The following is a 21,054-nucleotide window of genomic DNA, read 5'->3' on the forward strand; positions in this document are numbered from 1 at the left end:
CGCACCATTTACTTCCGGGAGGTTCTTGTAACAACCCGGCAATGTAAATCCTCTGCCGGTGAAACACTGCCCGGCAAAACTCTTCTTAGAACGCAAAACGCGTTGGGGCAGGCGGAGCAATCCGCAGGAACAAACCTTAGATCGCATCCAAGCAAGGAGGACGTGCACCATGGAACTTACCGCAGGTCACGTATGGCTGATGGTGGCGGCGGCACTCGTGCTGTTCATGACACCAGGACTCGCATTTTTCTACGGCGGCATGACGCGCGCCAAGGCTGCACTGAACATGATGATGATGAGCTTCATCTCCATCGGCATGGTCGGTGTCGTGTGGGTGCTCTGGGGCGCCTCGATGAGCTCCGGCGAGGGCTTCCTCCAGATGGTAGGGAACCCGTTCGCCACCTTCGGGCTGGAGGGCGTCACCACCCCTGACGGACTCATCAAGGTCGGCTACGCAGCCACCTTCGCCATCATCACCGTGGCACTGATCAGCGGAGCAATCGCGGACCGCGCAAAGTTCGGCGCGTGGACGGTCTTCGTGCCGGTCTGGGTCACGCTGGTCTACTGCCCGCTGGCCTACATGGTCTGGGGCGGCGGGCTGTTCGGCCCGGAAGGCGCCATCGGCAAGGCCCTGGGCCCCGCGATTGACTTCGCCGGCGGTACGGTGGTGCACATCAACGCCGGCGTCGCCGCACTGATCCTCGTGCTGATCATCGGCAACCGCAAGGGCTTCGGGAAGGACCCGAACCACCGCCCGCACAACATCCCGTTCGTGATGCTCGGCGCTGCCATCCTCTGGTTCGGCTGGTTCGGCTTCAACGGCGGCGCAGCCACGACGGCGGAGCAGGGCGGCCTGATCTGGGTCAACACCCTGGCGGCCCCCGCCGCGGCCATGCTCGGCTGGCTCGTCACGGAGCGCATCCGCGACGGACACCCGACCTCGCTCGGTGCAGCTTCCGGTGTGGTTGCTGGCCTCGTGGCGATCACCCCGGCCTGCGCGAACGTCAGCCCGGTCGGTGCACTGTGCCTCGGCGTCGTGGCCGGTGTGGCCTCCGCGCTCGCCGTCGGACTCAAGTTCCGCTGGGGCTTTGACGACTCGCTCGACGTCGTCGGCGTCCACCTGGTCTCGGGCATCATCGGCACCGTCGCGCTGGGCTTCATCGCGCTCCCCGTCGAGGGCGTCGGCGGCGGCCTCTTCTACGGCGGCGGCTTCACCCAGCTGTGGGCCCAGCTCGCAGTGGCCGGCACGGCCATCGCCTACTCGGCAGTCCTGACCACCGTGATCGCCCTGGCCATCCACAAGACGATGGGCTTCCGGGTTTCCCAGGAACAGGAAGTGGTGGGCGTGGACCTCAGCCTGCACGCAGAGACGGCCTACGAATTCGGTGTCGGCGGCCACGGCGGAAGCTTCCAGCCGCTGCATGAACTGATCACCGGCAAGCCGCAGGGCGAAGCCGGGATCCCGGAAGAAACAGCCGCCGCGGCCGCCGCCCCGGCGGACCCGGCGTCCAATGGCAAGAAGACCGCAGCAGGCAAGGAAAGTGTGGGGGCATGAAACTGATCACAGCAATCGTCCGGCCGGAAAAGCTCGATGCAATCCGGGAAGGCCTTGAGGCCTACGGGGTGCAGGGCCTCACGGTCAGCGCGGCCAGCGGCTACGGCCGGCAGCGCGGCTACACCGAGGTGTACCGCGGAGCCGAATACAACGTGGACCTGCTGCCCAAGATCCGGGTAGAGGTCCTGGCCACGGACGAACAGGCGGACGACATCCTGGATGTCATCATCGCCAGTTCGAACACCGGCCGGGCCGGGGACGGCAAGGTCTGGACGATGGATGTGTTTGAGGCCGTGCGGGTCCGCACCGGGGAACGCGGATCGGCCGCCATCTAGCTCTAGCGCCGCCATCTAGCAGAGCGTCACCAGCAAAAGCGGGCCGGCTGCCTGAAGAGGTAGCCGGCCCGCTTTTCTGTGCCCGGGTATTTTATGGCTTACGTGGGCCAGCCCTCCGGACCGGATGTCCCGGCGGCGTACTCCTCCAGCGGGACACTTCCCCGGGCCCACGACTTCAGGACGGGGTCGACCATCCGCCAGCAGTCCTCCGCGGTGTCGGCACGGACGGACAGCAGGGGATCGCCGGCGAGGACGCCTTCCAGGACTTCGCCGTAGGGGAGCAGCTCGGAGGCGCTCAGCTCGGCCGCAAGGGTGACGCGGTCCAGGGCGAGGACGTTGCCGGGGCCGTTCACATCGACGTCGAACTGCAGCGTGTCCGGGCCGAATCCGATCCGCAGCTGGTTGGGGGAGTCCACCCCGGTGAACCCTTGCGGCAGGTGCGGCACGGGCCGGAAGGTGACCACGGCTTCCTTGCGCTTGTCGCCCAGGGCCTTGCCCGAGCGGAGGATGAACGGCACGCCCTGCCAGCGCCAGTTGTCGATCTCCACCTGGACCTCGGCGAGGGTTTCGGTGCCCCGGTCGGGGTCCACGCCGTGCTCCTTGGCGTAGTCCGGGACCTTGCGGCCGCCGGTGGTGCCTGCCGTGTACCGGGCGCGGCGTGTGCTCTTGGCATAAGGTGCCTTGATGCTGCTGGCGCGCAGTACGGTGGCCACCGCGTCCCGGAGATCCCGCTCGTCCACGGACGCCGGAGGCTCGATCGCCATCAGGGCCATGATCTGGAGCAGGTGGCTCTGGATCATGTCGCGGAGGGCGCCGGCGCCGTCGTAATAGCGCGCACGCCCTTCCAGTGCGAGGTCCTCGTCGAAGATGATTTCCACTTTTTCGATGTGCTGCCGGTTCCAGACGGGTTCCAGGAACGTGTTCGCGAAGCGCAGGCCCAGGATGTTCAGCACCGTCGCCTTGCCCAGGAAGTGGTCCACCCGGTGGATGTGGTCCTCCGGGACCAGGGTGGCCAGGATCTTGTTCAGGTGGCGGGCAGAGTCCTCATCGGAGCCGAACGGTTTCTCCATCACCAGCCGGGTTCCGGGCGGCACCTGCTCCGGCGTCAGGGCCTCGCAGGCCAGCTGGCTGATCCGCGGCGGCAGGGCGAAGTACACGGCCACGGGACCCTTGAGCTGCGCCAGCAGCCCGGCGAGCTGCCCTTCGGCGGTGACGTCCAGCTGGTGGTAGCTGGTGGTTTCGCGGATCCGCTTCAGTTCCCGCCTGCCGTGGGCCTCGGCCTGGGAATTGGCGTCGGCAAAGGACTCCTCGACGCGGTCCAGCCACTGTTCCGGCGTCCACGGATCGGAGCCTGCACCCACGAGCGTCAGGCCCTCGGCATGCCCGCGGGCCACCAGCCGGGCCAGCCCCGGCAGCAGCAGCCTTCCGGTCAGGTCGCCCGAGGCGCCGAGGATGAGCAGGGTTTTCACGGTTGTTTGGCTGGTCACCTAAGCCAGCATGCCATCTTGGAGGCGCGTCTTGGTACCCTAGATAGTCGAGTCCCGTTGTCGAGGCGGTTCGTTCAGGCGAACATCAGTCGCGACGCTGGCGTGCCGGACCGGCCGCCATCCGTAGATCCACTGAAAGAAGTGCACGGCGCGTGTTCAATTCACTCTCTGACCGGTTGACAGCAACCTTCAAGAACCTCCGTGGCAAAGGCCGCCTGACCGAGGCGGACGTTGACGGCACGGTCCGCGAGATCCGGCGTGCCCTGCTGGACGCCGACGTTGCCGTGCCCGTGGTCCGCGAATTCACCGGCCGCGTGCGCGAGCGTGCCCTCGGCGCCGAGGTCAACGCCGCGCTGAATCCGGGCCAGCAGATCGTGAAGATCGTCAACGAGGAACTCGTCGAGATCCTCGGCGGCGAAACCCGCCGGATCCGCCTCGCCAAGACCGGCCCCACCGTCATCATGCTCGCCGGCCTCCAGGGTGCCGGCAAGACCACCCTCGCCGGCAAGCTCGCCAAGTACCTCAAGGCCCAGGGCCACAGCCCCATGCTGGTCGCCTCCGACCTGCAGCGCCCCAACGCCGTCAACCAGCTCCAGATCGTCGGCCAGCGCGCTGGCGTGCCGGTGTTTGCCCCGCACCCGGGCGCCACCTCCACCGAGCTCGATCACCCCGCCGGCGACCCGGTCGCCGTCGCCCGCGCCGGCGTCGAGGAAGCCCGCCGCACCCTGCACGACGTCGTGATCGTGGACACCGCCGGCCGGACCGGCGTCGACGCGGACATGATGGAACAGGCGCGCCAGATCCGCCGGGCCATCGTCCCGAATGAAGTCCTGTTCGTGATCGACTCGATGATCGGCCAGGACGCCGTCAACACGGCCTTGGCCTTCGACGAAGGCGTCAACTTCACCGGCATCGTGCTCTCCAAGCTCGACGGCGACGCCCGCGGCGGTGCCGCGCTCTCCGTCGCGTCCGTAACCGGCAAGCCCGTCATGTTCGCGTCCACCGGCGAAGGCCTGGACGACTTCGAGCTCTTCCACCCGGACCGGATGGCCTCGCGTATCCTCGACCTCGGTGACGTGCTCACCCTGATCGAGCAGGCCGAGCAGAACTGGGACAAGGACGAGGCCGCCCGGATGGCGAAGAAGTTCGCCGACCAGGAAGACTTCACCCTGGACGACTTCCTCGCCCAGATGCAGCAGATCCGCAACATGGGCTCCATGAAGAAAATGCTCATGATGATGCCCGGCGCGCAGAACATCCGGCAGCAGCTCGAGCAGTTCGATGAACGGGAGATCGACCGCGTCGAGGCGATCGTCCGGTCCATGACCCCTCACGAACGGGTTGCGCCCAAGATCATCAATGGCTCCCGCCGCGCCCGTATTGCCCGTGGTTCCGGTGTGCACGTCTCCGAGGTGAACGGCCTGCTGGAGCGCTTTGCCCAGGCGCAGAAGATGATGAAGAAGATGGCTGCCGGCGGCGGCATGCCCGGAATGCCCGGTATGCCGGGCATGGGCGGCGGCGGCGGTGCCCGCAAGGGTGCCAAGAACGCGCCCAAGAAAAAGGCCCGCTCCGGGAACCCGGCCAAGGCCGCGCAGGAACTCCGCGAGGCCGAGGCCCGGCGTGCCGCCGGACCCAAGCCACTGCCCACCGGGGCATCCTTCGGCCAGCAGGGTGAGGATTTCGATCCCTCCCAGCTGAACCTGCCCAAGGGCTTCGATAAGTTCCTCGGCGGCAGCAAGTAACGGCATTAAGTAGCCGACCAGGCAAACCAGACGCCGGGACCGTTATGTCGCCGGGGCTGATTGCCGGGCCGGTGCCATAGGGTTGGATCATGTTCAAGCAGCGGGTAGTTTTCGTCCACGGGGCCGGCAGCTTCGGCGCCGCGGCGTGGCCGAAACAGCACGGGATGGCGCTGGGCTACGACGCGCTGTTCCTGCGCCGGCACGGCTTCGACGCCGTCGCGGAACCCCTTGAATCGGACTTCGCCGCGGACGCCGTCATTGTGCTGCGGGCCTTGGCCGACGACGGCCGCGGCGAGTCGGGCGGCCACGTCGTGGCGCATTCGCAGGGCGCCATAGCGGCGATGATGGCCGCCGTCGAGCGCCCCGACCTGGTGCAGTCCCTGACCCTGGTTGAACCGGCCTGCCTCTCGCTGACGGCGGAACTGCCCGCGACGGCGGCGCACCGGGCCCTGATGCAGCCGCTCTTCGATGTGCGGCACCACCTCAGCGATGACGACTTCCGGCGCGAGTTCATCCGCCGGGCGTTCGCCGCCCACAGCCCCGGCGCCGGAACGGCCGAAGTCCCGGGACCCGAAGAGCAGCGTGAAGCCCGCAGGCTGCGGCTGCAGGCACCGCCCTGGGAAGCCCCGCTGCAGATCGTCCCCGGCGTCCCCACCCTGGTGCTGACCGGTGGCTGGGAGCCGCTCTACGAGGAAATCGCCGGCTACCTCCGCGAGACCGGCGCCCTGCACCGCATTGCGGCGGGCGGGCACCGGCCCCAGGATTCAGCAGAGGGTGACCGGGTCATCCGGGCCTTCATCGCCGACGTCGGCCGGAGCCAGCACGCCCACGCCTCTTGAGCCCGCTGGCCCAACTGGGTCGCAGTTAATGTCGTTATGGGCGCCCAAAACGACGTTAACTGCGACCTAGTTGGGCGGGTCCGCTAGCGCTGAGCGGGAAGCTGCGGCTCAGGCAGGTAGACCTTGCCGCCCGAGGCCAGGAACTCGCTGCTCTTCGCACGCATTCCCGCCGCCATGTCGGCGAGTGCGGCCTGTGAATCCGCGGAGCCGTACTCGTCCCGGATGTCCTGGCTGATGCGCATGGAGCAGAACTTGGGCCCGCACATCGAGCAGAAGTGGGCCGTCTTGGCCGGCTCCGCGGGGAGCGTCTCATCGTGGAAGGCCTCGGCCGTGACCGGGTCCAGCGACAGCGCGAACTGGTCCCGCCAGCGGAACTCAAACCGGGCCTTGGACAGGGCGTCGTCGCGTTCGTGCGCTCCGGGATGGCCCTTGGCGAGGTCGGCGGCATGGGCGGCGATCTTGTAGGTGATCACGCCGGTCTTCACATCGTCCTTGTTGGGCAGTCCGAGGTGTTCCTTGGGTGTGACGTAGCAGAGCATCGCGGTTCCGTAGCGGGCAATCTCCGTGGCGCCGATCGCCGAGGTGATGTGGTCATACCCGGGCGCAATATCCGTGACCAGCGGCCCGAGCGTGTAGAACGGGGCGCCGTCGCACAGCTCCTGCTGGCGTTCCACATTTTCACGGACCAGGTGGAAGGGGATGTGCCCCGGGCCTTCGACCATGACCTGCACGTCGTATTTCCACGCCCGCTTGGTAAGTTCGGCCAGGGTGTCCAGTTCGGCGAACTGGGCGGCGTCGTTGGCGTCCGCCGTCGACCCTGGCCGCAGACCGTCACCGAGGGAGAACGCGACGTCGTACTTGGCGAAAATTTCGCACAGCTCGTCAAAGTGCGTATACAGGAAGTTTTCCTCGTGGTGGGCCAGGCACCAGCCTGCCATGATCGCTCCGCCGCGGGACACGATCCCGGTGACCCGGTTGGCGGTCAACGGCACATAGCGCAGCAGCACACCGGCGTGGACGGTCATGTAGTCCACGCCTTGCTCACACTGCTCGATCACCGTGTCCCGGTAGATCTCCCAGGTCAGGTCATTGGCCTCGCCGTTGACCTTCTCCAGCGCCTGGTAGATCGGCACCGTCCCGATCGGGACGGGGGAGTTGCGGATGATCCATTCACGGGTGGTGTGGATGTCATCCCCGGTGGAAAGGTCCATCACCGTGTCCGCGCCCCACTGGGCGGCCCACTGCAGCTTGTCCACTTCCTCGGCGATGGAGCTGGTGACCGCCGAGTTGCCGATGTTGGCGTTGATCTTCACGAGGAAGGCCTTGCCGATGATCATGGGCTCGGATTCGGGGTGGTTGATGCTGTTGGGAATGATGGCGCGGCCTGCGGCCACTTCGCTGCGGACCAGCTCCACATCGCAGTTCTCCCGCACAGCCACGAACCGCATCTCAGGCGTGATGTGCCCCTGGCGGGCGTAGTGCATCTGGGTGACCGTCTTGCCGTCGACGGCGCGGCGGGGCACCGGCTGTGCACCCTTCCACTCAGCAGACGCGGCGCCCCTGCGCACCGCGGACTTGCCGTCGTCGAGCAGGTTTCGTTCCCGGCCGCCGTAGGGCTCGGTATCGCCCCGGGATTCTATCCATTCGGACCGGAACGGCTCCAGGCCGACCACTGGATCGCTTCCGGGGCCGGCCGTCCGGTATATCGTGAACGGCGGATTCTTCACCCCGCCGGGGGAATCCTCCAGGGCAATTTCGGTCACCGGAACGCGGATGCCGTGTTCCTCGTCCGTGGTGAAAGCCAAAGAATGGGACTTCAGCGACTGTGTTTCCTGGACAGTCTCATATTTGGCAGGGATCAACTGTGTTTCTTGCGTATTCACGGGAATACTCACTTCCTTCGCCGGCATTACCCGGACAGGTTCAACGGTCGCAGGCTGCATCAGCCCGATCTCAGCCCCTGCAAGGGCACCCGTGTGGTCGTAGACGAAGCTACCACAGGTGTTGACGGGGACCGGAGTTGGCGGCCCCCCGCGCCCACGAAGCGCAACTCGGACTGGACCACCTGGGCCGGCGGATCGCCATGAGGATTAGGCTTTAAGCCATGACCAGCATCATCGAGTTCAGCGGCCCCATCCTCACCGGGCCGGACCGGGAACACCACGGCCTGTGGTCCGTCGACGGTCTGCTGACTTTCCGCCGGCCCGCCGACACGCCGGACCTCGTGCTGGACGGGTGGGTCATCCCCGGGCTGGTCGACGCGCACTGCCACATCGGTCTCGGCCCCGGCGGGGATGTCGCGGAACAGGTGGCGGAGGCGCAGGCCATCACCGACCGAGACGCCGGCGCCCTGCTGGTGCGCGATGCCGGCGCCGTGCACGACACCCGCTGGCTGCAGCGGCGTGCCGACGTGCCACGCATCATCCGCTCCGGCCGGCACATCGCGAGGACCCGGCGCTACCTGCACGGCTTCGCCGTCGAAGTCGAGCCGGAGGGGCTGGTGGAGGCCGTACGCAAGCAGGCCCGCGCCGGCGACGGCTGGGTCAAGCTCGTGGGGGACTGGATTGACCGCGACGCCGGTGACCTCGCCCCGGGCTTCCCGGGCCGGGAGCTCAAGGACGCCGTGCAGGCCGCCCATGATGAAGGCGTCCGGGTGACGGCGCACTGCTTCGCCGAGGACACCCTGGATGACATGCTCGACGCCGGGATCGACTGCATCGAACACGGCACCGGCCTGCTTCCGCGGCACCTGCCTCGTTTCGTCGAACAGGGCGTGCCGATCGTCCCCACCCTCATCAACATCGCGACGTTCCCGGCCATCGCGGCGCGGGCGGACACAAAGTTCCCCCGCTACGCCGCGCACATGCGCTCACTCTGGGAACGCCGCGGCGAACGCATCCTGGAGGCCTTCGAAGCAGGGGTGGCCATCTATGCCGGCACGGACGCCGGCAGCGTCATCAAGCACGGGCGGATCGTTGACGAGATCCAGGCCCTGCACGATGCCGGTCTTCCGGCCCGGGCAGCCCTCGACGCCGGTGCCTGGGCCGCCCGCGCCTGGCTGGGTGCCGACGCGATCAGCGAAGGTGCCAGCGCCGATGTCCTGGTCTGCGCCGACGATCCGCGGAGCGGCCTGGACACGCTGCGGCAGCTGAAACACATCGTGCTGCGCGGAGAGCCGGTCCGGCAGGGACAAACCAGGCCATTAGGAATAAATTGAAGCTTCAAGTAATTTACTCTATGTAAGGTCATCGAAGGTCGGTGGCCGCTGAAGCACCGGAGCGATCAAATGACTGCAGAAGCCAGCACCCAGGATCTTCTTCCCGCCGCACTCACCATGGGCACAGTGATGCTCAAGGTCGGCGATATGAAGCTCATGACCGACTACTACCAGCGCGCCCTCGGCCTCGACATCGTGGCCGAGCAGGACGGCGGGCTCTACCTTGGACGCCGGCAGAAGCCGCTGGTCCACCTCGCCCCGGCGCCCGGACTCAGCCTCCCCTCGCGCGGCGAGGCCGGCCTCTTCCACACCGCCCTGCTGTTCGACGACCAGCCGTCCCTCGCCGCCACCGTGGCCAGCGCCGCCCAGTTCGAGCCGCAGTCCTTCACCGGCAGCGCGGACCACCTCGTGAGCGAGGCCTTCTACTTCAACGATCCCGAGGGCAACGGCATCGAGCTGTACTGGGACCGTCCGCGCGAGGCGTGGTCCTGGGAGGGCAAGAACGTTGTGATGGACAGCCTGGCCCTGCCGCCGCAGCGCTACCTCGAACAGTTCCTCACCGAGGAATCCGTCAGCGGACAGCGTAAGGCGGAGGCCGGCATCGGGCATGTCCATCTGCAGGTGGGTGACGTGCACTCCGCGCAGGAGTTCTACGTCGGGACCCTCGGCTTCGAGAAGACCGCAGGCTGGCACGGCCAGGCGCTGTTCGTGTCCGCGGGCGGCTACCACCACCACATGGCGATGAACGTCTGGAACAGCCGCGGCGCCGGCCCCCGCCGGGACACCCTCGGCCTGGGCGAGGTGCTGATCGAAGTACCGTCAGGCGACGACGTCGGAGCCCTCGCCGACCGTCTCAAGACCGCCGGCGTCCCCTCGCACCACACGGGAGCCGAACTGCGCTTCGACGACCCGTGGCGGAACCAAATCCGCGTCGCCGTGCGCTGACGGCACGCCGGCTGCGCGCCGACGGTGCGCTGCGGCGCTGACGGCACGCTGGTTGCGGCGCTGACAGCACGCCGTCCGGACCGCGCGGCTGGGCTAGGCTGGAGCCGGACTTTCCGCCGCGCGATCAGCGCCGAGCCACTAAGGATCACCCATGGGATTCACCGAAATCTTTGTCTCCACCCACGATGAAGCCCTCAAACGCGCGGCTGCGCTCGAGGGCGGCGGAGCCGCGGCCGCCGGGGCCCTCCGGATCCCGGACATCAGCGACTTCGAAGTCGAACGCCTCGGCGATCTGGCCGGGACGGCCGTGCACTCCGCCGGCGCCGACTACGAGCTCGCCATGGTGGACGTGGCCAGCGACTCCCTGCTCGGCGTCCCGCCGGCCATGGTCAGGGCGCTCGCGGACCTGCTCAGTTATGAGACCGAGGGGGAGGGCGACGTCCTGGCGGAGGTGGCCCTCAGCTGGGCCGCCGAGGAGGACATGCCCTTCGGTGCGGACCAGGCCGCCCGTTATGTCCGCCAGCTGGCGGAACTGGCTGCCGGCGTCGATCCCGCCACCCGGTCCGGGCTCTACGTCTGGACCCGCTGACGCCGCAGGCCGGACCCGCCTGGCCCGGTGAATTGTCTGCAGATTTGCCCTCTTATTTGCACTGTTATTTTCCCGCAGTGAGAGTGTCAAGTCGAAATCCGTGCGTTGATCTGGCACAATGAACAGGTACTCGATCTGCGTGGCCCCTCTCTCCGCGTCCGGATCTTGTCCTTTTAGAACCCCCTAGTACGGCCCGCCCCACGGGTGCAGAACGCCGGGCTCGACCCCGTTTCAGAAACAGGAGTGACCACAAAAGTGGCCGTAAAGATTCGCCTTAAGCGCTTCGGTAAGATGCGCGCACCGTACTACCGCATCGTCGTCATGGACGCACGCTCCAAGCGTGATGGCCGTGCCATCGAAGAGATCGGCAAGTACCACCCGACCGAAGAGCCCTCGTACATCGAGGTCGACACGGACCGTGCCCAGTACTGGCTCGGCGTCGGCGCACAGCCGTCCGAGCAGGTTGCCGCGATCCTCAAGATCACCGGTGACTGGCAGAAGTTCAAGGGCCTCCCGGGCCAGGAGGGCACCTTGAAGACCAAGGCTCCCAAGGCTGCCTTCGTTACCCCGGAAAAGGGTTCCGTGATCATCCCGGAAGCCATCACCAAGAAGGCCAAGAAGGACGACGCAGCCGAGGCCCCCGCCGACGCCGCAGCAGAGACCACTGAGGCTTAGTACATTGCTGGCAGAAGCGCTCGAACACCTCGTCCGCGGGATCGTTGACAGCCCTGAGGATGTCAAGGTCAGTGCGAAGAACAACCGCCGCGGGGACACCCTCGAAGTGCGCGTTCATCAGGACGACCTCGGACGGGTGATCGGCCGGCAGGGCCGCACCGCACGCGCACTGCGCACTGTGGTTGCAGCGCTGGCGGATGGCGAACCGGTCAGGGTCGACGTCGTCGACACCGACCGCCGCCGGTAACGCTTTCAGCAACACTTGTTTTGAGTCCGGCCCCTTCACCAGATAATGGTGGAGGGGCCGGACTGTTTTCCCTTGATCCACAGAATCACCAACCCCGAGCAAACCAACCCCGAACAGAGGAACAGATGCAGCTTCAGGTGGCACGAATCGGCAAGCCCCACGGCATCCGCGGCGAAGTAACCGTCCAGGTGCTCACCGACGCGCCCGGCGACCGCTTCGTCCCGGGCACCCAGTTCGTGGTGGAGCCCGCCTCGGCCGGCCCGCTCACCATCCTCAGCGCCCGCTGGAACAAGGACATCCTGCTGCTCGCATTCGAGGAGATCGAGACGCGCAACGAGGCGGAAACCGTCCGCGGCGCCAAGCTGTTCATCGAAACCGAGGAACTGGACGAGGACGACGACGACGAGGGCTGGTACGAACACGAGCTCGTCGGCCTGGACGTCCGCGTCGGCGACAAGGTGGTCGGCAAGGTCTCCGGACTGAACACCCTCCCGGTCCAGGACCTGCTCGTGGTCACGTCGCAGGACGGCAGGGAAATCCTGATCCCCTTCGTGGAGCAGATTGTCCCCGAGGTCAACGTCGGCGAAGGCTTTGTCCTCGTCACCCCGCCGCCTGGACTCTTTGAGGTCAACGCCGAAGAGGGCGCCGAGTCCGACGACGCCGGGTCCGAGGACGCTGCCGAGTCCGACGACGCCACTGGAGAAACGCCTAAATGAGGATCGACGTCGTCAGCATCTTTCCCGAGTACCTGGCGCCGCTGGAACTCTCGCTGATCGGAAAGGCGCGCCAGGACGGGCTGCTGGAGCTCAACGTCCACGACCTCCGGGACTTCACCACGGACCGGCACCGGACAGTGGATGACACCCCGTACGGCGGCGGTGCCGGCATGGTCATGAAGCCGGAGCCGTGGGCCCAGGCGCTGGCCGCCGTGGCCGCCGCCCGACCCGAAGCCGCCAGCGCGGAGACCGAGGCGTCTGAAGCGGCGGCCAGGCCGGTCCTGATTGTGCCGTCGCCGGCGGGGGAGCGGTTCACCCAGGCCACGGCCCACGAACTCGCCGAGGAGGACCGGCTGGTGTTCGCCTGCGGACGCTATGAAGGCATCGACGAGCGCGTGATGGAATGGGCGGCCGATCACTTCACCGTGCGGCCCATGAGCCTCGGGGACTATGTGCTCAACGGCGGCGAGGTGGCCGTGCTGGCCATGGTGGAGGCCATCGGGCGGCTGCTGCCCGGCGTCGTCGGCAACCCCGAGTCCCTGGTCGAGGAATCCCACTCGGACGGGCTGTTGGAATACCCTGTCTACACCAAGCCCTCCAGCTGGCGGGACCGCGAGGTGCCGGCGGTGCTGCTGAGCGGCAACCACGGCAAAATCGCCCAATGGCGCCGGCACCAGCAGTACCGGCGCACTGCCGAACGCCGCCCGGACCTGCTCACGGAGTTCGACGCCGCCAAGCTGCCGCGCGCGGACCGTACGGCCTTCTCGGACCTCGGGTACGACGTCGTCGACGGGCACCTCAGGCGCCGCCCCGACGCCGGTGCGGAGCAGTCCTAGAGTCCGCGTCGCGCGGGATTGGCCGGAAGCCCCCGGATGTGGCAAAATTAGTCCTTGTGCCTGCTGGGTACGAACCTGCCACAGTGGGGATCGTTATCAACAGCCCGGCACCCCGGCCCTGTCAATTCCTGGCGGAGCCGGACTGAAAATTTTCGGCGGGAATTTCCGGACCGCATTTGCGCCCGGGCTTCGCCGCCGTGACCCAACGTGAATGACCTGTGGCGTTCACCAGGAGTGGATCAATGCATATCCTCGATTCCGTAGATGCAGCCTCGCTGCGCACCGATGTTCCCGTCTTCCGCGCGGGTGACACCCTCAAGGTTCACGTGAACATCATCGAAGGCAAGAACTCCCGTGTCCAGGTCTTCCAGGGCTTCGTCCTGGGCCGCCACGGCGACGGTCTCCGCGAAACCTTCACCATCCGCAAGGTCTCCTTCGGCGTCGGCGTGGAGCGTACCTTCCCGGTGCACTCCCCGATCATCGACAAGATCGAGGTTGTCTCCAAGGGTGACGTGCGCCGCGCCAAGCTGTACTACATGCGTGATCTGCGCGGTAAGGCCGCGAAGATCAAGGAAAAGCGCGACTTCCAGACCAAAAAGTAAGTCCCTTCCGGACTTCACCGCGGGTCCACGGACCGTATCCGGCTTGTCGCCGGAGCATCCGCAACAGCGCCGTTCAATTCAGAAAAGCGTTAGAGGATACGGATCATGGAACAGACAAAACGCCAGCCCAGGAAACTCGGCTGGCGTTTTGCGTTGCTGGCGCTGGCTCTCGCCTTCGTCATCAGCGGGGTGGTCCGTTCGGTCTGGCTCGACGTCTACTTCATCCCCTCCGCCTCGATGGAGCCGCTGTTCCGCGAGGGTGACAGGATCGTGGTGTCCCGGACGGACTTCCAGGCCGGGCCGGTGCGGCACGGCGACGTCGTCGTCTTCGACGGCCGTGGCTCCTTCGCCCCGCTGAACAGCGGCAAGGGCCCGGTGCACGATTTCCTCGCCGCCGCCGGGCGCTGGCTTGGCCTGGCCGGCAGTGAAGACACCTACGTCAAACGCGTCATCGGGCTTCCGGGTGACCACGTGGTATGTTGCGACGCGCCGGGACGGCTCACAGTCAATGGCCAGCAAGTTGCGGAACCATACCTAAATGCTGGCGATGCCCCCAGCGTGCAGACGTTCAGCGTGACCGTGCCCGCCGGACGGCTGTGGCTGATGGGCGACCACCGCTCCATGTCGGCCGATTCCCGGAGCCTGCTCGGCGCCCCCGGCGGGGGAATGGTGCCGCTGGACCGCGTGGTCGGCCGGCCGGTACAGATCATCTGGCCCCTTGATAGATTTACAGCAGTAACACGGCCCACTGCGGCCGCCAACAAAACAACGAACGGACAGTAGATGCCCGAGACCGGACCCCGGACTCCTGATCCGCGGGGGCAGCACCAGCCCCGGGTTACCTCCTCAGCGATCCCCACCTCTGTTCAGCCGGTGAGCCCTGATTTCCAGGCTGACCCGGAGCTCGCGGTGGCACCTCAGTACCCGACGGCGGCGGTGCCGCAGGCGCAGGACCCGACGGCGGCGGTGCCGCAGGCGCAGGACCCGACGGCGGCGGTGCCGCAGGCGCAGCGTGCTCAGCGTGCGGGGGCGGGGGCATCTCACACCGGTCCGTCTCACGCCGGACCCACGTCAAAGCGGGCCAGGAGGGCCAAGGCGAAAGAAGGACGCAACCCGTTCTTCCTTTGGGTGAAGGAAGTGGCCACCGTGGTGGTCGTCGCCATTGTGCTGTCCTTCCTGATCAAGACATTCCTGTTCCGCGCGTTTTACATCCCGTCCGAATCCATGGTCAACACCTTGGACGTGAACGACCGCATCTTCGTGAACCTCCTTGTCCCCGAACCGTTCGCGCTTCAGCGCGGCGACGTCGTGGTGTTTAAGGACACCAAGGGCTGGCTGGTCCCCGCGGCGGAGAAGGTCGACGGCCCCTTCACCTGGGTGCAGGACGGGCTGACCTTTGTCGGCCTGCTGCCGGACAACTCCGAACAGCACCTCGTCAAGCGGGTCATCGGGCTGCCCGGCGACCATGTCGTCTGTTGCGACGCCGGCGGCCAGCTCACCGTCAACGGCGCGCCCCTGGCCGAGAAGTACATCAACGCCGCGGAAGTGCCGCAGGTGCGCGACTTCGACGTTGTGGTCCCCGAGGGCAAGGTCTGGGTCATGGGAGACAACCGGAACCATTCCGCCGACTCCCGCGCCCATCTGGAGAGCAACGGCGGCTTCGTGGACGTGGCCGATATCGAGGGCAAGGCTGCCGTCATCGCCTGGCCGCTGAACCGGATCACGTCCCTGGATAACTACCCGGACGTCTTCCGCGGCGTTCCCGCCCCGGCCGGACAGTAACGGGCAGCGATGTCTGACGCACCCACTCTTGACTACGAACGCCGCTTCCGCAGCTCCGCCCGGCTCCTCGCCGGTATCGACGAGGTGGGCCGCGGCGCCCTGGCCGGGCCGGTCAGCGTGGGGATCGCCGTCATCGACCTCGAACAGCAGCAGCTTCTGGCGGATGTGCGGGACAGCAAGCTGCTAAAGGTGGCAGACCGGGAACGCCTGGTGCCACTCGTCCGGAGCTGGAGCGTTGCCTCGGCCGTCGGACATGCCTCGGCCAACGAAATCGACACCCTCGGCATTGTGGGGGCGCTCCGGCTCGCCGGAACGCGGGCCTGGCTCTCGGTCCTGGCCGGCGGCGTGGTCCCGGACGTGGTGCTGCTGGACGGCAGCCACAACTGGCTGTCGCCGGAGGCCCAGCCCTCGCTGTTTGACGACGGCCCGGCGGAGCCCGGCTGCGACGCGCCGGTGCACACCCTCGTCAAAGCGGACATGCAGTGCCTGAGCGTCGCCGCGGCCAGCATCCTGGCCAAGGTGGAACGCGACGGGCTGATGCGCGAGCTGCACACGGAGTACCCGGCCTTCGGCTGGGACGAGAACAAGGGCTACGGGACCGCCGAGCACAAGAACGCCCTCCGCGCGGCCGGGCCCACGCCGTACCACCGGGTCAGCTGGCAGCTGCTCTAGCTTGCGGCCGGCCTCGACGGTCCGGGCCCGGTAGCGGACCGTTGTGGCGCACCTCGTGGCGCGCGCCCGGCGCCGGATGGTGCAAGATGGAACCATGAGTGCCGAGGACCTTGAAAACTATGAGACCGACATGGAGCTCCAGCTCTACCGCGAATACCGCGACGTCGTCGGGCTGTTCAGCTATGTGGTCGAGACCGAGCGGCGTTTCTATCTGGCCAACCACGTGGACCTGCAGGCCCGCAGCGCTGACGGCGAGGTCTACTTCGACCTGACGCTTCAGGATGCCTGGGTGTGGGACGTCTACCGTTCCGCCCGCTTCGTCAAGAGCGTCCGCGTCATCACCTTCAAGGACGTCAACGTCGAAGAACTCCCGCACGGCGAGGAACTCGCCCTGCCGAAGGTCGAGGACCTGGGGAATTGACGCCCGGCAAATTAGTTGGTCTGTTCGAACTCCCGAATGAATTGGCCAAGATTTGCGTACAGCTCTTTAAGGCCGGCGATTGTGGTGCCGAGAATGGCAGAGTCCTGGTCCTTGGCAATGTCCCGAAACCTCAGGACTATCTCCGGGCTATCCTCTTCGTCCGGGATAAAACTCACTTCGGTGAAGATGGTGTCGATCTCATCAGGGAACCCGCCCAAAGCCTTGAACTGCGCAGCCAGGGTTGCGGTTTTCGGACTGCCGGGCGGCGCGGGAGGATCCTCGCGATCAGAGTAAAGGCAACGCAGGGTCAGGCACTCGGCAGCGGCGTCATTGTGTTCATCGCACCACGGCTGACACGCTGAATTTGTTGGAATGTAGGTCCTCCTCGTAGTCGTTCATTGGTGTGTTCCGGCAGCCGTACATGGCTGCGAACCCCCACCCGAGGGTACATAATCCGGGTAGTGGGTATCCGGTTAGCTCAGGTAGACTGCGTAAATGTCGAGACCGGACTTTCCGAAGACGATTCTGGAGTTCCAGGCGAGATTCGGCGACGAGCAGGCTTGCCTGGGCTATCTGTTTGAGTGCCGCTGGCCGGATGGCTATTCGTGTCCCCGGTGCAAGGGGGAGTCCGCCTGGCCCGTGGCGGCGCGGGGGCTGTGGGAATGCGCCGCATGCCGTTACCAGGTTTCGCTGACAGCCGGTACCGTGCTCCACAAGACCCACACTGCACTGCATTTGTGGTTCTGGGCGGCCTACCTGATGACGACGGGAACTCCGGGGATCTCGGCCAGGCAGCTGCAGCGCCAGCTCGGACTCAGCCGCTACGAGACGGCCTGGACCATGCTCCACAAACTGCGCCGCGCCATGGTCAACCCCGAACGCACCCTGCTGACCGGCGAGGTAGAGGTGGACGAATGCGAAGTCGGCGGCCCGGAGGTGGGCCGGCGCGGCGGCAGAAATCTCACGGCCCGGGCCGGGCAGATAGTCGTGGCGGTGGAGGTGCGTGGTCAGGGCTCCGGACGCGTCCGGATGAAGGTGATCCCCAACGCGTCCGGCGACACCTTGGGCACTTTCGTGACAGACACTGTGGCTCCCGGCGCCATCGTGCACACCGACGGCTGGATGGGGTACGTCCCGTTGAGGAACAAAGGCTACGACCACCGCCCGCGATCCCAGCGGGCCGCCAAAAGAGCCGGCGACCCCGACCCTGTCCTTCCCCGCGTGCACCGCGCCATCAGCAACTTCAAGACATGGCTGCGGGGAACCCACCGCTCCGTGGGCAATGAACACCTGCAGGTGTACCTCGACGAGTTCACGTTCCGCTACAACCGGCGCAGCACACCCATGGCGGCCTTCCAATCCCTGCTCGGTCTCGGCGCGCAGCAGGCGCCAGCCACCTATCGCCAAATCGTCGCCCACGGTCCGGGATCGAAAAGCACAACCTGAGCTAACCGGATACCCACTATCCGGGTTATCTGCCCTCTGGGATCGTTTGGGCCGGTCAGTGACGGATGCAGTCGAAAGCCATGTTGGGCACGTACGGAGCTGTTGCGGCGACGTCGTCTCAGTTCCAAGGTCTTGGGCCATCGTGAGATGTCTACAAGCGCGGCATGATGAGAATCATGACCATTGCAAAGTCTGTGCTGCTGTTTCATCCTGGCCCCTGGCCCCTGGCCCCTGGCCCCTGGCCCCTGGCCCCTGGCCCCTGGCCCCTGGCCCCTGGCCCCTGGCCCCTGGCCCCTGGCCCCTGGCCCCTGGCGCCGAGATAGGCGGCGTTTGGTTGGTGTGGCAGGCCGTTCGGGAGGGCCGTGCCTGGTGGTGGGCCGGGATCGGGATCATCGCCCTGGGCGGATACGGTTTCGTTGCGACCTTGCAGCCCGACGCGCACTTCAGAAGGATCCGGGCCGCTTATGGCGGCGTATTCGTCGCGGGATCCCTGGCCTGGGGAGTAGCCTTCGATGGATTCCGGCCCGACCGCTGGGACGTCATCGGATCTCTGATCTGTGTTGCGGGAGTGGCCGTGATCATGTTCGCTCCAGGCGCAGGCTCAGCAGGTCCGGCAGCAGCCGAGCGGCTTCTCTCATGCTGACCGTTTTCGAGTGTTTCGGGCATAGAGGGCCAGAAGGACAAGCAGCACGGCGTAGATCAGGACCACACCGCCGACGACGTCCAACGCCACGTCCCACCAGTTCATGCCGCGGCCTCTTTCGGCGGTGTGCTTGAAGGCGTGGCATGCCTCGCGGACGGCGTAGTAGATGTAGTAGATGATGACGGAACCGGCGAGCGGGTCGGCCCACCACCATCCGAGGAGGGAGTTCAGGACCAGGCCGGCAAGGACCGCACCTGCCAGGCCGGCATCGACCAGGGTCACTTTCCCTTCGACGCGCAGCACCGGATTGCCCAGGGGGCGCCCGGTGCGGATCTTGCCCCAGGCCAGGGCGAGCATGACCGCGAAGGTCAGGGCTGTCCAGACGGTGCCCAAACCGGAGGGGGCGGGCCGGGTTTCCGGCGGCGAACACGACGGCCAGCTGGATCACCAGGTAGGCGGCGAGGACCGCGAAGGCCGCCCCGATCAGGCGCATCGCCCGGGCCTCGCGGTCTTTTTGGGTGCCTTTGAGCTGCCAGACCACGGCCAGGGAGGCGAAGACCTCGATCAGGGAATCCAAGCCGAATCCGGCCAGGGCCAGGGCCGGGGACCCGGCGCCGATGGGGGCGGCGGCCAGGACACCGAGGCCAAACAGGTTCCAGCCCAGGGTCGCGTATTCAGGACGCAGCCCCCGGCGCAGCAGCAGGCCGTTGTCTCTGAGTGTGGTGGTGCCTTCGGCATTATGCCGATGTCCGGATTATGCCGATGTTGACGGTGGAGCCCTTGTCTTTGCTGGTCTCGGTGTGGATGTTGTCGGCATAATCAGGCATCGGGTGCACGCTGGTCCTTCGTTGAGCGAAGGTGGGCGCAGTGGCCGTTGTTGTGATGAAAGTTCCAGTATCAGGACGGTTGGAGGAGTGGGCGACGGGAATCGCTGGGTATCTGGCTGTGGCCGGGTATGCGCCGACCTCGATTGTGTTGCGGGTGCGATTATTCGCCCATCTGAGCCGGTGGTGCGACGCTGAGACACTGCTGCCGACGGTGCTGGATGCGGCGGCGATCGACCGGTTTCTCGTGGCGCGGAGAGCGTCTCATGTCGATTTGTCTTCACCGGTGACGTTGGCTCCGGTGGTCTCTTTTTTGCGGTCGATCGGCGCGGTTCCGCCAGCGCCGGAACCGCAGGATGGTGCAGTCGGTGCGGAAGAGGCTCTGCTGGATCGGTGGGGTGCTTTCCTTCTCAGCGAGCAGGCGTTGGTGCCGTCAACTGTGAACAATTACCGCGCGTTAGCGGAACCATTCGTGACCTCGCGGCTGCGCGGGTCGGTGTTGGAAGGGGACACGGTCGACGCGACTGTAGTCGCTGGGTTTGTGGCGGCGACGATCCCGAAGTTCAGCATCGGGGTGGTGGCCGACCGGTTGGATGCGGTGGTGCCGGGCCGGGCCGGCTACCGCGACGCGGGCCTGCCGCGCGGTGTCACTGCGGAGCAGGTCGCGATGATGGTCGCGGCCACGGGCGGGGATTCGGTGGTGCGGCGGCGGGATCGTGCGGTGTTGGCGGTGCTGTCTCGCGTGGCGTTGCGGGCGGTGTTCTGCCGCAGCCGGGCCCCTTTCACGGCGTTGAGTGTCTCGGGAATTCAGGGGATCGTCCGGCATGCGGGGCGGCGGGCAGGGTTGGGTGCAGTGGGCGCACACCGGCTGCGCCACACGGTTGCCACTGCAACAATCAACGCGGGCGCTTCGCTGGAGGAAGTGGCGTGAACATCCGGGATGAGGCCCCGACGGCCGCCGCCTATGAACGTACCTTCGGAGTGACGTATCCGAGTTTCTATGACAGAAACGGCGGCGTCCTGCTGGCCATGGCCAGCTTTGTGCCCCTCAGGCCGTTCCGACCACCATCGTGCTCGACAGGCAGGGCCGCGTCGCGGCCCGGATCCGGGGAGTCGCGGACAAATCCACACTGAAATCGCTCATCGGTGACACCCTGGCCAACTGACTGATCCACGGCGCCCGTACACCGTGAGCGTCCGTGACCGGCCTGCCGGTTCCCGGCCGCCGTCCTATCCAAGTGTGTCGCGGCGGGTGCGGTATTCCTCGTCGCCGATTTCCCCGCGCGCGTACCGCTCATCGAGGATGCTGCGGGCAGAGCCGGACCGGTTATCCGGTGACTGTCCGCCGCCGAGGGCGAGGCGGACGATCACCCAGACGAGTGCTGCCAGGCCGGCGAGCAGCAGCACCGACCATCCCAGCATCCACAGCCACATAGGCCCCATGTCGCCGTATCCGTAACCCATCATTGGTTTTGTCCTTT

General features: G+C 66.6%; 24 protein-coding genes and 1 riboswitch. Of the genes, 20 read left to right on the forward strand and 4 right to left on the reverse strand.

The genetic code is table 11. The annotated features are described in order from the left end of the window. Window positions 1–169: 169 nt before the first annotated feature. Together ACVWZ8_RS15865 and ACVWZ8_RS15870 are read left to right on the forward strand one after the other, a co-directional pair. Complete coding sequence (locus tag ACVWZ8_RS15865) at window positions 170–1,555, forward strand: ammonium transporter (RefSeq protein ID WP_426978386.1); 1,386 nt, start codon at window positions 170–172, stop codon at window positions 1,553–1,555. Continuing rightward, the gene (locus ACVWZ8_RS15870) at window positions 1,552–1,890 is read left to right on the forward strand and encodes a P-II family nitrogen regulator (RefSeq protein ID WP_264354265.1); all 339 of its coding nucleotides are present in this window, start codon (window positions 1,552–1,554) and stop codon (window positions 1,888–1,890) included. The genes ACVWZ8_RS15865 and ACVWZ8_RS15870 overlap by 4 nt, the downstream gene beginning before the upstream one ends. A gap of 98 nt (window positions 1,891–1,988) precedes the next feature. Here the strand turns inward: ACVWZ8_RS15870 and ACVWZ8_RS15875 are convergent, their stop codons facing one another. Beyond that, window positions 1,989–3,377, reverse strand: a complete 1,389-nt coding sequence (locus ACVWZ8_RS15875; protein ID WP_456505140.1) for a glucose-6-phosphate dehydrogenase — start codon at window positions 3,375–3,377, stop codon at window positions 1,989–1,991. A 152-nt stretch (window positions 3,378–3,529) separates the two neighbouring features. On the opposite strand from ACVWZ8_RS15875, the gene ffh reads away from it, so the two are divergent. Then, complete coding sequence (ffh, locus tag ACVWZ8_RS15880; protein ID WP_426978384.1) at window positions 3,530–5,119, forward strand: signal recognition particle protein; 1,590 nt, start codon at window positions 3,530–3,532, stop codon at window positions 5,117–5,119. A gap of 89 nt (window positions 5,120–5,208) precedes the next feature. Further along, the gene (locus ACVWZ8_RS15885) at window positions 5,209–5,958 is read left to right on the forward strand and encodes an alpha/beta fold hydrolase (protein WP_426978383.1); all 750 of its coding nucleotides are present in this window, start codon (window positions 5,209–5,211) and stop codon (window positions 5,956–5,958) included. Between the two features lie 83 nt (window positions 5,959–6,041). Here the strand turns inward: ACVWZ8_RS15885 and thiC are convergent, their stop codons facing one another. Then, window positions 6,042–7,841, reverse strand: coding sequence for a phosphomethylpyrimidine synthase ThiC (thiC, locus tag ACVWZ8_RS15890; RefSeq protein ID WP_426978382.1), 1,800 nt, complete (start codon window positions 7,839–7,841; stop codon window positions 6,042–6,044). Further along, a riboswitch (TPP riboswitch) is annotated at window positions 7,837–7,944 on the reverse strand. (Overlaps the previous gene by 5 nt.) A gap of 118 nt (window positions 7,945–8,062) precedes the next feature. Between thiC and ACVWZ8_RS15895 the strand changes: the two genes are divergently transcribed. The 15 genes from ACVWZ8_RS15895 to ACVWZ8_RS15965 all read left to right on the forward strand — a co-directional run bounded on the left by ACVWZ8_RS15895 (window position 8,063) and on the right by ACVWZ8_RS15965 (window position 18,749). Continuing rightward, entirely contained in the window at window positions 8,063–9,175 is a 1,113-nt protein-coding gene (locus ACVWZ8_RS15895) for an amidohydrolase family protein (protein ID WP_456505141.1), read from the forward strand. A gap of 69 nt (window positions 9,176–9,244) precedes the next feature. Continuing rightward, complete coding sequence (locus tag ACVWZ8_RS15900) at window positions 9,245–10,120, forward strand: VOC family protein (protein WP_456505142.1); 876 nt, start codon at window positions 9,245–9,247, stop codon at window positions 10,118–10,120. Window positions 10,121–10,271: 151 nt separating this feature from the next. Further along, window positions 10,272–10,709 (forward strand): hypothetical protein, encoded by a 438-nt coding sequence (locus tag ACVWZ8_RS15905; protein ID WP_456505143.1) that lies wholly within the window; start codon window positions 10,272–10,274, stop codon window positions 10,707–10,709. Between the two features lie 255 nt (window positions 10,710–10,964). After that, on the forward strand, window positions 10,965–11,384 hold the full coding sequence (gene rpsP, locus ACVWZ8_RS15910) for a 30S ribosomal protein S16 (protein WP_426979706.1): 420 nt from the start codon (window positions 10,965–10,967) through the stop codon (window positions 11,382–11,384). 4 nt (window positions 11,385–11,388) lie between these two features. After that, window positions 11,389–11,631, forward strand: coding sequence for an RNA-binding protein (locus ACVWZ8_RS15915; protein WP_056426755.1), 243 nt, complete (start codon window positions 11,389–11,391; stop codon window positions 11,629–11,631). A gap of 125 nt (window positions 11,632–11,756) precedes the next feature. Continuing rightward, on the forward strand, window positions 11,757–12,347 hold the full coding sequence (rimM, locus tag ACVWZ8_RS15920; protein WP_456505144.1) for a ribosome maturation factor RimM: 591 nt from the start codon (window positions 11,757–11,759) through the stop codon (window positions 12,345–12,347). Beyond that, window positions 12,344–13,183 (forward strand): tRNA (guanosine(37)-N1)-methyltransferase TrmD, encoded by an 840-nt coding sequence (gene trmD / locus ACVWZ8_RS15925; protein ID WP_456505145.1) that lies wholly within the window; start codon window positions 12,344–12,346, stop codon window positions 13,181–13,183. The genes rimM and trmD overlap by 4 nt, the downstream gene beginning before the upstream one ends. 242 nt (window positions 13,184–13,425) lie before the next feature. Beyond that, a complete protein-coding gene (rplS, locus tag ACVWZ8_RS15930) occupies window positions 13,426–13,785 on the forward strand; it encodes a 50S ribosomal protein L19 (protein WP_354246957.1) in 360 nt (119 codons plus the stop codon). Window positions 13,786–13,890: 105 nt separating this feature from the next. Next, window positions 13,891–14,568, forward strand: a complete 678-nt coding sequence (gene lepB, locus ACVWZ8_RS15935; protein ID WP_456505146.1) for a signal peptidase I — start codon at window positions 13,891–13,893, stop codon at window positions 14,566–14,568. A 90-nt stretch (window positions 14,569–14,658) separates the two neighbouring features. Further along, window positions 14,659–15,567 (forward strand): signal peptidase I, encoded by a 909-nt coding sequence (gene lepB / locus ACVWZ8_RS15940; RefSeq protein ID WP_456505147.1) that lies wholly within the window; start codon window positions 14,659–14,661, stop codon window positions 15,565–15,567. 9 nt (window positions 15,568–15,576) lie between these two features. Next, window positions 15,577–16,239: a ribonuclease HII gene (locus ACVWZ8_RS15945; protein WP_456505148.1), complete on the forward strand. Its 663-nt coding sequence runs from the start codon at window positions 15,577–15,579 to the stop codon at window positions 16,237–16,239. 94 nt (window positions 16,240–16,333) lie between these two features. Next, entirely contained in the window at window positions 16,334–16,660 is a 327-nt protein-coding gene (locus ACVWZ8_RS15950; RefSeq protein WP_426978373.1) for a DUF2469 domain-containing protein, read from the forward strand. Continuing rightward, window positions 16,657–17,022, forward strand: a complete 366-nt coding sequence (locus tag ACVWZ8_RS15955) for a hypothetical protein (RefSeq protein ID WP_456505149.1) — start codon at window positions 16,657–16,659, stop codon at window positions 17,020–17,022. Before ACVWZ8_RS15950 ends, ACVWZ8_RS15955 begins: the two co-directional genes overlap by 4 nt. Before the next feature lie 133 nt (window positions 17,023–17,155). Continuing rightward, the gene (locus ACVWZ8_RS15960; protein WP_456505150.1) at window positions 17,156–18,106 is read left to right on the forward strand and encodes an IS1595 family transposase; all 951 of its coding nucleotides are present in this window, start codon (window positions 17,156–17,158) and stop codon (window positions 18,104–18,106) included. A 280-nt stretch (window positions 18,107–18,386) separates the two neighbouring features. Beyond that, window positions 18,387–18,749 (forward strand): YnfA family protein, encoded by a 363-nt coding sequence (locus ACVWZ8_RS15965; protein ID WP_456505966.1) that lies wholly within the window; start codon window positions 18,387–18,389, stop codon window positions 18,747–18,749. Here ACVWZ8_RS15965 and ACVWZ8_RS15970 read toward each other — a convergent pair. Then, window positions 18,741–19,142 (reverse strand): cation transporter, encoded by a 402-nt coding sequence (locus ACVWZ8_RS15970; protein ID WP_456505151.1) that lies wholly within the window; start codon window positions 19,140–19,142, stop codon window positions 18,741–18,743. The two genes, ACVWZ8_RS15965 and ACVWZ8_RS15970, sit on opposite strands and share 9 nt — an antisense overlap. Before the next feature lie 474 nt (window positions 19,143–19,616). Here ACVWZ8_RS15970 and ACVWZ8_RS15975 point away from each other — a divergent pair, with 474 nt between their 5' ends. Continuing rightward, window positions 19,617–20,504, forward strand: a complete 888-nt coding sequence (locus ACVWZ8_RS15975) for a hypothetical protein (protein WP_456505152.1) — start codon at window positions 19,617–19,619, stop codon at window positions 20,502–20,504. 299 nt (window positions 20,505–20,803) lie between these two features. Here ACVWZ8_RS15975 and ACVWZ8_RS15980 read toward each other — a convergent pair whose 3' ends face one another. Continuing rightward, window positions 20,804–21,040: an SHOCT domain-containing protein gene (locus ACVWZ8_RS15980; RefSeq protein WP_456505153.1), complete on the reverse strand. Its 237-nt coding sequence runs from the start codon at window positions 21,038–21,040 to the stop codon at window positions 20,804–20,806. Between the last annotated feature and the right edge of the window lie 14 nt (window positions 21,041–21,054).

This window comes from Arthrobacter sp. UYCu723 (assembly GCF_054059215.1).